The sequence below is a fragment of the Acinetobacter sp. TUM15064 genome (genome assembly GCF_008980265.1).
GTDB lineage: Bacteria > Pseudomonadota > Gammaproteobacteria > Pseudomonadales > Moraxellaceae > Acinetobacter.
The window spans coordinates 1-9,695 of the sequence record NZ_BKFU01000086.1; the positions used below are offsets into that span (position 1 = coordinate 1).

The 9,695-nt window shown below is 32.5% G+C and carries 12 protein-coding genes; 6 read left to right on the plus strand and 6 right to left on the minus strand.

Going from position 1 to position 9,695, the window contains the following annotated elements; translation table 11 throughout:
* Together GBI16_RS16595 and GBI16_RS16600 are read right to left on the minus strand one after the other, a co-directional pair.
* Positions 1-200 (minus strand): helix-turn-helix domain-containing protein (locus GBI16_RS16595; protein WP_151707491.1); only part of this gene is annotated, 200 nt, incomplete at its 3' end.
* Positions 201-331: 131 nt separating this feature from the next.
* Positions 332-832 carry a GNAT family N-acetyltransferase gene (locus GBI16_RS16600; RefSeq protein ID WP_151707492.1) on the minus strand — a complete coding sequence of 167 codons (501 nt, stop codon included), beginning with the start codon at positions 830-832 and terminating at the stop codon, positions 332-334.
* 71 nt (positions 833-903) lie between these two features.
* On the opposite strand from GBI16_RS16600, the gene GBI16_RS16605 reads away from it, so the two are divergent.
* The 4 genes from GBI16_RS16605 to GBI16_RS16620 all read left to right on the plus strand — a co-directional run bounded on the left by GBI16_RS16605 (position 904) and on the right by GBI16_RS16620 (position 4,321).
* A complete protein-coding gene (locus tag GBI16_RS16605; protein ID WP_016650499.1) occupies positions 904-1,131 on the plus strand; it encodes a hypothetical protein in 228 nt (75 codons plus the stop codon).
* A 960-nt stretch (positions 1,132-2,091) separates the two neighbouring features.
* Positions 2,092-3,021 (plus strand): replication initiation protein RepM, encoded by a 930-nt coding sequence (gene repM / locus GBI16_RS16610; RefSeq protein ID WP_151707493.1) that lies wholly within the window; start codon positions 2,092-2,094, stop codon positions 3,019-3,021.
* Between the two features lie 78 nt (positions 3,022-3,099).
* Complete coding sequence (locus GBI16_RS16615; RefSeq protein ID WP_151707494.1) at positions 3,100-3,621, plus strand: plasmid replication DNA-binding protein; 522 nt, start codon at positions 3,100-3,102, stop codon at positions 3,619-3,621.
* 280 nt (positions 3,622-3,901) lie between these two features.
* Positions 3,902-4,321 (plus strand): hypothetical protein, encoded by a 420-nt coding sequence (locus GBI16_RS16620; protein ID WP_151707495.1) that lies wholly within the window; start codon positions 3,902-3,904, stop codon positions 4,319-4,321.
* Positions 4,322-4,544: 223 nt separating this feature from the next.
* Here GBI16_RS16620 and GBI16_RS16625 read toward each other — a convergent pair whose 3' ends face one another.
* Complete coding sequence (locus tag GBI16_RS16625; protein ID WP_151707496.1) at positions 4,545-4,877, minus strand: hypothetical protein; 333 nt, start codon at positions 4,875-4,877, stop codon at positions 4,545-4,547.
* A gap of 33 nt (positions 4,878-4,910) precedes the next feature.
* Positions 4,911-5,606: an EcsC family protein gene (locus GBI16_RS16630; RefSeq protein ID WP_151707497.1), complete on the minus strand. Its 696-nt coding sequence runs from the start codon at positions 5,604-5,606 to the stop codon at positions 4,911-4,913.
* A 669-nt stretch (positions 5,607-6,275) separates the two neighbouring features.
* On the opposite strand from GBI16_RS16630, the gene GBI16_RS16635 reads away from it, so the two are divergent.
* Together GBI16_RS16635 and GBI16_RS16640 are read left to right on the plus strand one after the other, a co-directional pair.
* Positions 6,276-6,671, plus strand: coding sequence for a hypothetical protein (locus tag GBI16_RS16635; RefSeq protein WP_151707498.1), 396 nt, complete (start codon positions 6,276-6,278; stop codon positions 6,669-6,671).
* Positions 6,672-6,820: 149 nt separating this feature from the next.
* A complete protein-coding gene (locus GBI16_RS16640) occupies positions 6,821-8,500 on the plus strand; it encodes an Eco57I restriction-modification methylase domain-containing protein (RefSeq protein WP_151707499.1) in 1,680 nt (559 codons plus the stop codon).
* Here the strand turns inward: GBI16_RS16640 and GBI16_RS16645 are convergent.
* Positions 8,493-9,536: a restriction endonuclease gene (locus tag GBI16_RS16645; RefSeq protein ID WP_151707500.1), complete on the minus strand. Its 1,044-nt coding sequence runs from the start codon at positions 9,534-9,536 to the stop codon at positions 8,493-8,495. The two genes, GBI16_RS16640 and GBI16_RS16645, sit on opposite strands and share 8 nt — an antisense overlap.
* Positions 9,514-9,695: helix-turn-helix domain-containing protein (locus tag GBI16_RS16650; RefSeq protein ID WP_151707501.1), on the minus strand; the 182-nt coding region annotated here is incomplete at its 5' end. The genes GBI16_RS16650 and GBI16_RS16645, both read right to left, overlap by 23 nt.

Genomic DNA, 9,695 nt, shown 5'->3' on the forward strand with positions numbered 1-9,695 from the left:
GTGATTCCAAGTGCTTCAGCAATTATTTCTAAAGAACTCAAAGAAAGATTTTTTTCACACCTTTCAATGGCCCCTATATATGTTCTATGCAATTTGCATAGCTCAGCTAATTCTTCTTGAGAAAGGTTATTGGCCGCTCTAAATGCTTTTAAATTGTCAGAAATAATCAATAGTAATTTATGGCTAGGTTTACGAAACATTATTTGAAATCACTTAGTTGAGTCCAAATAATGAAAATATGATGACAATAAGTCGACAGACGATAAGTAGCATTGATGATTAGTAGATTATTCTTAATTATTAAAAAATTCTAAAATTAACATAATACACCTTATACGAAACTGGGTACAGCTTGTCTCGAAAGCTCATATTCTTGAATGGATCTTTTCAACTGATCAATAGGAAGATAGAACTTATCCTTAAAACCTAATTTTTTCATAAAAGCTTGGCAATCTGGATTTGGGCGTTCTACTTCTAAATATCCATATCCAAATTGCGTTCCAAAATGGCAAAGTTCCTTTAGTAGAGCTGTTCCATAACCATGTTTCTTTTTACGAAATCCAATGCGAGCAACAACAATGATTTTCTGATCATTAAGATCAGCCAAATCATACTTTCCGAATCGTAAATAGAGATCATTTTGACTCTTATTAAATGCAATAGTCACTACTGATCGAGGCTTCTTTTGCATTAGCTCAAAAGATGAAACTTTCACCTTTGAATACCCTAGTTGTTCCATAGCAAATTTTTGGACTAAACACGAGATCTCGTGCTGTTCTTCAAGTCCAATAAGTTCATCTTTTTTTGATTGTTGGAATGATTCTGTATTCATTTTTTTACCTCGAAAGAGAAATCCTAAAAATTAAGGCAAGATGGTCAATATATCATTGGAAAACAACAATCATGAGTATTCAATTAGACCCAAACAAATTATATTTAGTTTTAGATCCCGATGACGTAAAGCGGTGGTGCAAAGGAATGTCTACAGACCCTCAGTTTGCCCATCTTTCCGCTTATATTGGGGAACGTCCAGAGCTTTTAGCGGGACGGCTTTACATGAAATTCATGTTAAATTCAGATGAATTAAAACCGATTCTCCCCAAAATATTAAAGAAGAGTTATTACAAATAATTTCGTCGTTTTTAAACATCAAAACCGTCTACTTAAAGACGGTTTTTTTCTAATTTTAGAAAGAAAAATTCCGTTTCTATTTGAGAAACGCGGAAGCGTGCATTCCGATCTGCTGATCAGAAATGAAAAATCCAAAAACATCAAAGCAGGGCTATGGATCTAAATTAGAATCGAGGGATTTTCTAAATCGCTATAAAACAGCCTAGAATCGCATTTAAGCGATTTTTTTCGAAAAACAGGGAAATCTATGTAAACAGGGCTAAAAAGCCCAATAAACGCAAAATAGGCTTATTTAGAGTGAGAAATGCAACTAGGCTGAAAAAATTCTGTAAAACGAATAACAATTTTTATAAAGCAGTTTTCCATATCAGATTGATATTGAAAAAAACCGAACGAGTGTCTACGAGTGATAAAGCTTAATCAAAATTTCACCTAGCTTTTTCTCTGATTACAAGCTCCCTATCCATTAATCACTTTTATCTCAGAGCATCCCGAATGGGTGCGAACTAAATTAATTAACTTCTAGACGAGCGTAGCGAGCATAAAAAATTTATGAGCGAAGCGAATTCCGAGTTGCTTTTGATTTTTCTTAAAGTCACAACGAGATTAGCTAAAAAATTGCCCCTCGAATCGAGCGAAAGCGAGATTCAATAGAGTTTGAGCGTAGCGAAAACATAGGGCAATTTTCCATTTGAAAGGCTTTTAATTATTTTTAAGATTTTAAATGCTTTTAAGTAAGCTGAATCTCTTTGTTTATAAGGCTTTCAACGACTATAAAGCTAGGTTTATCGACCCTTAAAGCTAGGTTTATCGACCCTTAAAGCTAGGTTTATCGACCCTTAAAGCTAGGTTTATCGACCTTAAAACTAGGTTTATCGACCCTTAAAGCTAGGTTAATTTACAAGTTAATTAAAATAGTCTATTGTATGACCTAGTTTAATTATAAATTTATTATTAGAAATGAGTGAATTAATCGTAAAGGATAATGCTTTAATTCAAGCCAGCTATACTCTAGACACAGTTGAACAAAGACTGATCTTATTAGCAATTGCTGAAGCTCGAGAAACAGGACATGGAATAACTGAAAATAGCCTTTTAGAAGTACATGCTAGTAGTTATATAAATACTTTTAATGTTGAAAAGCACACTGCTTACACCGTACTTAGAGATGCTTCTAGAAGTTTATTTGATCGCTATGTGACTTATCATGACATCAATCCTAAGACAGGCAAGGATCGTAGCTTTCATTGTCGTTGGGTAGATAAAATTGGATATGAACCCCAATCTGGAATCGTTTTCTTAAGGTTTACACAAGATATTGTTCCGCTAATAACAAGACTAGAAGAAAACTTTACTAAATATGAACTACAACAAGTTTCGAGATTAACAAGCTCTTATGCTATTCGGCTATATGAACTATTAATCCAATGGCGATCTGTAGGTAAAACTCCTATTTTTGATCTCTCCATTTTTAGACTGCAACTAGGGGTCGAAACTCAACAATATAAAACTATGAGTAACTTTAAAACATACGTTTTAGATTTCGCACTCAACCAAGTTAATGAGCTAACAGATATAACTGCTGAATATGAGCAGCATAAAAAAGGACGTACTATTTCAGGTTTTTCTTTTGCCCTTAAACAAAAGAAAGCTTCTTCTACCAAGGTAGTTAAAGAGCAAAACCCAACTAATTTATTCTCAAAAATGAGCGATAAACAACGCTACTTATTTGCCAATAAACTTTCTGAGTTACCTGAAATGGGACACTATTCAGAAGGTTCTGAGAGCTTTCAACAATTTGCTATCCGCATTGCCGAAATGCTTCAAGACCCTAAAAAATTTGAAGAGTTACTCCCTTATCTGCAAAAAACTGGCTTTCAATGTGCCTAAAATTTAAACTTGCTCATTTGTCTATTTGACAGTCTAATAGACAATAATTTTTTACAAGTTTAGGCATAGGTTTACAGTATGAAAACCCTTACAGTTCTTGAACTTTCCAAGCTGTACAACATCAATAGACAAACAATTTACAACAACATAAAGAAAGGAATTTTAAGTAAAAATTCTGATAATAAGATTGATCTAGCAGAAGCCATACGCGTTTTTGGGGAACCAGTTAAAAAACAGGATGTAAAAGAACCTGTAAAAATAGACAGTCCAAATTCGGCAGAAGTTTTACTGCTTAGACAGCAGATAGACATGCTGAAAAATCAGCTTGATGATGCAAAAGATCGGGAATCTTTCTATCAAAACCAAATTGAAACGATGCAACGCCTATTAGAAGCCCCAAAACCTAATATGACTACGTTTACCGATCAAAAACCTAGCCAAGATATAGCAACGGATCCTCGGTCAGAACCTGGGGTGAAAAATGACGGATTGACTACTCCGGTCGAAACAGAAAATAAGCGGATTCCCGTACCGGAGCACGTTGAACAGGAGCCGGAGAAAAGGGGCTTTTGGAGCCGTTTTTTTAGACCCTATGATTAACCACGATTGTTTAACTAATATGAACAAAGTCGTGAAACATTGGTCAAATAATAGTCGTGGAACGTGAAAAGTCATAAAAAAAGCCCAATCGGGTGTGATTGGGCTATAAACTAGAAACTACAGCATTGATTTCTAAGGAAAATTAGAACACCTTTCGTATAAGGTGTATTATGTTAATTTTAGTTTTTCTAAAAAATAATCATAACTATAAAAAATCTTTATTTTTCATAAATATATATATATCATATTGTTTTTACTACAATATTGTTATGTGAATAATATGCTTTATGATGAACAACAAATTAATGTTACAACTTTAGTCAATATCTTAAAAAATGCCTTTTTTAATGTTTATGATGTTGAAGAAGATAGTTTTAATGTAATCGTAGACCAATATAGAATTATTGTTAATTTTGATACTGAAAATAAAAGAATCAAATTAAGTAGCATTGACCCTATAAAAGATTACACTCCAAATTTATTTCTTAAACTACTGGAAGCTGTTAACAATTCAAATGAAGATTTAGTTAACGCATCTAGTCACATTATTAATTATGAAAATAAAATTTTCTTAAGAGTTGATCAATATATTAGTTACTCTAAAGGACTGATTATTGAACAATTTGTCGAACTATTACGGACTTTTGATAAAATATCAGTTTTAGTTTATCAACGACATATAGCACCAGCTACAAATTAAAACTCACTCAAGCTCACTACTAGCCTAAAGAGTTTTCAAAATGGCTAGTAGTGAACATTAAATCAGTTTTGGGTTCTATCGCATTACAGACTAAAAATGGGAGCTATAAGCTCCCATTTTTAGTCTGTAATGCGTACTATGTTAATAATAGAAATATTTAATATGACAAGCTCAAAATATTATTAAAATGGCTATATCTTAACTATATAAATAATTCCTATTTTTAATACCCTCTGAATAATGAATCAATAGCACGTCGCTGTTCTTCAGCATCCTTATGCTCCTCTAAAGCCAACCTCTTTCTCATGTGCTCAAGTGAGCTTTTAGTACTATCATCTACAAAACGTTGTGCGGCAGAACGACTTTTTAATGATAATGCTAAAATAGCTAATGCTCTTGATGTACCACCTTCATGTTGCCCTATATAATCAACTAACCTTTCTGCTGGAAGGCTTTGAAACTTTCGCCATGCCTCATATTGTTGCTCTTTCATTTTTTCCTGCATAGCTTGACCTGCACCTTTTGCAAGACTAGAAACACTATTCCAAAACCCCATTTTCACTCTCCTAGAACGTATGAACTTATAAAATTAAGAATTTATAGACTCTGTTTGCATTTTTCTAAAAAACTCTTCTTTATATCTTTTCTGAATTTCACTTGATGCATATTTAGCAAATGCAAAATTAATACCCCCACCCAAGATACCACCAACAACAGGAATAAATTTTGCCGCTTGTTTAGTTGTCATTTTGGGTACTAATTTTGATGCAACGACCATGATGAGTTTAAGTACTGGATTTGATTTTGCTCCAGATTTTCCTGCAATTTGAGCAGCCCTATTCATCATAGCTTGCACACCTGCAACAGCAGCTTTATCAAATCCCAATGAAAATAAATAAATTTCTCTGGCTAGTTCTGCATCATGTGGATTATTCGGATCAAAGCCATTCAAATATGCAACTCTTTGATTCAACCTATACAATTGCGCTGCCATATTTACAATATCAACGCCACCAATGGTTACCATTGTTGCTATACCACCAATTCCCGAAGCTAGTCCGGTTACTGCACTATTTCTTGCTGCATAGTTACCATAAGAGCTAGAAATATCTTCAATTCGTCGATAATTTTTACAAATAATCTCTGTTGTAAAGTCTTCTATTTTTGCAATAGGTAACCCTTTAGACTTTGCATCTTTAACAATATCACTAGGATCTACTGAAATAACTTCAGAAATTTTATTTAAGAATTTTGTAGGTAATTGAGTAGTACTATCGAAATCCATATTTTTTTAAGGCTTATTAAATTAATTATCAATATCATAAATTAAACATTATGTTTTTTATCAAGTTATAAAAAATATTTATCCATAATTTGACACTAACTTTTAAAGGTTTTCTATTCTATTTAACATAATAGAGCTTATACGAAATGCTTTTTAAAATATCTTTGTTTTTCATATAGTTAAAAAATTTTTATCCCCATGAAAAACAACAAAAAACCGACTTGGAAACAAGTCGGTTTCTTTTTAAGCAAAACTGTAACTTTTAGCCAATAAAATTGATCAAAAAACATTCATTTTTGCGTTTTTTCCTGATTTATCAAGCTTCACAATTCAGAAATAATCCCCAATTTCTGCGGACAACTCTTGGGATAAAATAAGCCAACTTTGTAAGCTAAAACTTACATGGATTTAAGGATTTTGCAGATTGGTAATTCAAGTCATTAGCCGTATGATGAATACATAAGGAAACTGGATGTTTTCAGACAACAAGAATAAGAAAATTGCGCAAGGAATGGGCAGCACGAGATCAGTAAGACGAGCAACCCGATATGAAAAAGCCCGACAGGATGTCGGGCTTTTTTATTGGCTATTCTTAAAAATAAGCTTGTAAAAGAAGTTAAATTATTGAGATCATAACTTCATTGAATGATTATTTAGGGAATTAATTGAATGATTTTTTTTAAAAAAATTAAAGAAAAAATTATACTTAATAAAAAAAATGAACAAGCTTTTTATGAAATAGCATTAACAGAGTTTTTAACTGGAGAAAAACGGTCTGGTCTTTGGGCAATGGCTCTAGCAAAGTCAGAAGGCGTAATTGAAAAAGCTAATGCGTTATATATTGGTTTATTAGCAGAGGAAATAAAAAATGATGAATATTTAGAATCAAATAAAGTAGAAAATGAGCAAAGAATAGAAAAGCTAATAAAGTCTGAAAGAGAAAAAGAATTTAATCGCGTAAAAAAAGTAGTAGAGAACTTGAAAAAAGAACAAGAGAAAGAGAGGAAAAAGCTTATAGATCCAAGATTTAAGGAGGAACAGCCTTTTCTTAAAAAAGATCATTGAAAACTTTGGAAAAAGTTATTTCGCATAAGAGATTTTATGTTAAATAGACAGAATTACGTCAAACTATGGCGTTTGGATCATTTTCTATGAAAAATTTATTTTCTACACAGTTATAATTGTTGATTGTTATAGTGGAATATGAAAAAGTCATGAATATCTCCCTCCCTCGATTTCAAAATATTCATGAGGATAAAAAAAATGGTGTTACATATACACCAATTGAATTAGCTGAATTTGTTGCAAAAAAAGCTCTTTCTTATTTAGATAACGCATTGTTTTTGAATAAAAAAATTAAAATATTGGATCCAAGTGTTGGCGATGGAATCCTTATAGAGCAGTTGCTTTTAAATTCAGATACAGAGAAATTTTCAGAAATTGAAATAATTGGGGTTGATCTCGATGAATCTAATTTTGAAAAAATTACTTCATCAATTGAAGAGAAATATTCTAACGTTAAGTTGAAGTTATTAAAGGATGATTTTTTGGAATTTTATGATTCCAATAAAGATTCAGACTTTGACATCATTATTGCTAATCCTCCCTACATCCGTACTCAAATTATTGGTAGTGAAAAATCTCAGAAGATAGCAAAAGATTTTAATTTAAAAGGAAAAACGGATATTTATTATGCATTTATGATGGCTATGTCCAATTTACTTGGTAATAACGGGGTATTAGCTACTATTACATCAAATCGTTTTTTATCAATCAAATCTGGTCATGTACTACGAGATTATTTATTAGAAACTTTAGATATACAGTCTATTTATGATTTGGGTGATACGAAGGTATTTAGTTCAGCAGCTGTATTACCAGCATTAGTTTTCTCTAAGAAAAACAACAAAAAAACTAAGGTTGCCCCTGAATTTATTACTGTTTATGAAGTTAAAAAATCAAAACAAGATCATAAAGATGTTGAAACGATTTTTTCAGAAATTGATAGTACTACTCATTATATTAAAATTGGTAAATCTCAATTTGAAATTATTAGAGGAATCTTAGATTTATGTAATTCTAAAAATAATGTATGGACTGTAACAACTACGGAAAGCAATTCATGGTTACAGAAAGTAGCTATGAATACGTGGAAGATATTTAAAGATATTGGTCCAATTCGAGTAGGCGTCAAATCTACAGCAGATAAAGTATTTATACGTGATGATTGGGATGCTTTTGATCCGAAGCCTGAATTAATCAAATATTTGTTAACTAGTAAGTGTGCGCAACAATTTAAGGCTATTAGGCCAAATAAGCCTAAAGAAATTATTTATCCGCATACAAGTGAAAATGGAAAGACAAAAGCATTAGATATAGATCAGTATCCAGCCACTGCACAATATTTAGAGGCTTACAAAGATCAATTGAGTGGAAGGAAATATCTGATTGAAGCCGGTCGAAATTGGTATGAGTTGTGGGTTCCACAAAATCCAGATCTTTGGGATAAGCCAAAGATTGTTTTCCAAGATATCTCAGAAAAGCCAAAATTTTGGATAGATCTGGAAGGTAATGTCGTTAATGGTGAATGCTATTGGATTACACCAGATGATAGTAAAGATGATGAGCTATTATGGCTATGTTTAGCTGTTGCGAATTCTAAGTTTATCGAGCAGTTTTACGACTATAAATTTAACAATAAGCTCTATTCAGGTAAGAGAAGATTCATGAAACAATATGTTGAAGAGTTTCCTATTCCTGATCCTCAATTAGAGATATCTCAAGAACTAATTAACTTATCAAAGATGATCTATGAAGAAATAGATCAAGAAGATGTATTACAGCTTAAAGACAAGTTAGATGAACTTGTCTTTAAGGTATTTGAAATTAATTAAAAAAGTCATAGGGCAATGGTATTTGTATTTTTCCATTTACCACGTTGCCTTGGAATTGTGTAAATCGAGAAAAGAAATCAGCTCCAGTAGAAACTACTAAATGAGTCAACGTTACTGTGATGCCATTTGTAACTCCGTATACAACAGCATATCGTGTATCACAGTAACGCATCGCTGTACTGTTTATTGAAATTCCCGAGTTATCTATCTGATTAGGACAGATAACACCTAAATCAACAGTTGGCGATGTTTGTAACTTAACTTCTAGTAACTGGTGTTTAACATCTGGGAACTTTCCATCATCAGCATAGTTGCTATATCCCAAAGCTGAACAAACTAATTTATGTAGTTCAGCTCCTCTTAGTCTTTCTTGAGTAGGTCCTGGATCTGGGAAAGATTGACCAATTAAGGTACTCAGGCGGTTAAAAATTTCGGATATTGGTAAAATTTCCCCAGATATTGGGAAAGCAGTCGGTTCAGTCGATAGAGATGGTATATATGAACTGCGAGCTAAGTATGGATTCAACAATACTGAATCCGATAAGGAAACTAACTCTCGATTAACTGTAGCTGAAGGAATGAAGCTAGCTTGATGTTTCTTTGTAATAGTGCCAGTAGTATCTAAAAGAGCAAGCTCATATCCACTAATCACTTTAACCTTAAAGATGATATTTTGACTATTGATTCCAATAATAACGTATCTCCTTTGAGGAGAAACTTCTTCATTCCATATTTGTAAGTTATAAGACTGCTGATTGTATGTGTCAAAATTTTGACCTGTAAATCTTGGCTGGTATTTTGGGAATTTTTGTTCTATTGGATACCCTAATGCGTCACAAACAGCTTGTTTGACAACTTTTGAACGTGTGCGAATGGGATAGTTTACATTTAACCCCATTAATTTATTGTTTAAAAGTTCTTCTAAAAATTCGTCTGGAATCCATAAATTAGGGTCTCCTACCTGAATAGGATCATGAATTGTAAGTTGAGCATTTTTGATATTACGAACGTAATCATACGCTGATGGTAGTGTCATCGCCTTCTCTTGGAGTCAATAGTTCTGGTACAGTGATTCCAAGTGCTTCAGCAATTATTTCTAAAGAACTCAAAGAAAGATTTTTTTCACACCTTTCAATGGCCCCTATATATGTTCTATGCAATTTGCATAGCTCAGCTAATTCTTCTTGAGAAAGGT

Coding starts and splice junctions, on each gene's coding strand:
- GBI16_RS16600 (WP_151707492.1), bottom strand. CDS start 832: ATGAATACAGAATCATTCCAACAATCAAAAAAAGATGAACTTATTGGA.
- GBI16_RS16605 (WP_016650499.1), top strand. CDS start 904: ATGAGTATTCAATTAGACCCAAACAAATTATATTTAGTTTTAGATCCC.
- repM (WP_151707493.1), top strand. CDS start 2,092: ATGAGTGAATTAATCGTAAAGGATAATGCTTTAATTCAAGCCAGCTAT.
- GBI16_RS16615 (WP_151707494.1), top strand. CDS start 3,100: ATGAAAACCCTTACAGTTCTTGAACTTTCCAAGCTGTACAACATCAAT.
- GBI16_RS16620 (WP_151707495.1), top strand. CDS start 3,902: ATGCTTTATGATGAACAACAAATTAATGTTACAACTTTAGTCAATATC.
- GBI16_RS16625 (WP_151707496.1), bottom strand. CDS start 4,877: ATGGGGTTTTGGAATAGTGTTTCTAGTCTTGCAAAAGGTGCAGGTCAA.
- GBI16_RS16630 (WP_151707497.1), bottom strand. CDS start 5,606: ATGGATTTCGATAGTACTACTCAATTACCTACAAAATTCTTAAATAAA.
- GBI16_RS16635 (WP_151707498.1), top strand. CDS start 6,276: ATGATTTTTTTTAAAAAAATTAAAGAAAAAATTATACTTAATAAAAAA.
- GBI16_RS16640 (WP_151707499.1), top strand. CDS start 6,821: ATGAATATCTCCCTCCCTCGATTTCAAAATATTCATGAGGATAAAAAA.
- GBI16_RS16645 (WP_151707500.1), bottom strand. CDS start 9,536: ATGACACTACCATCAGCGTATGATTACGTTCGTAATATCAAAAATGCT.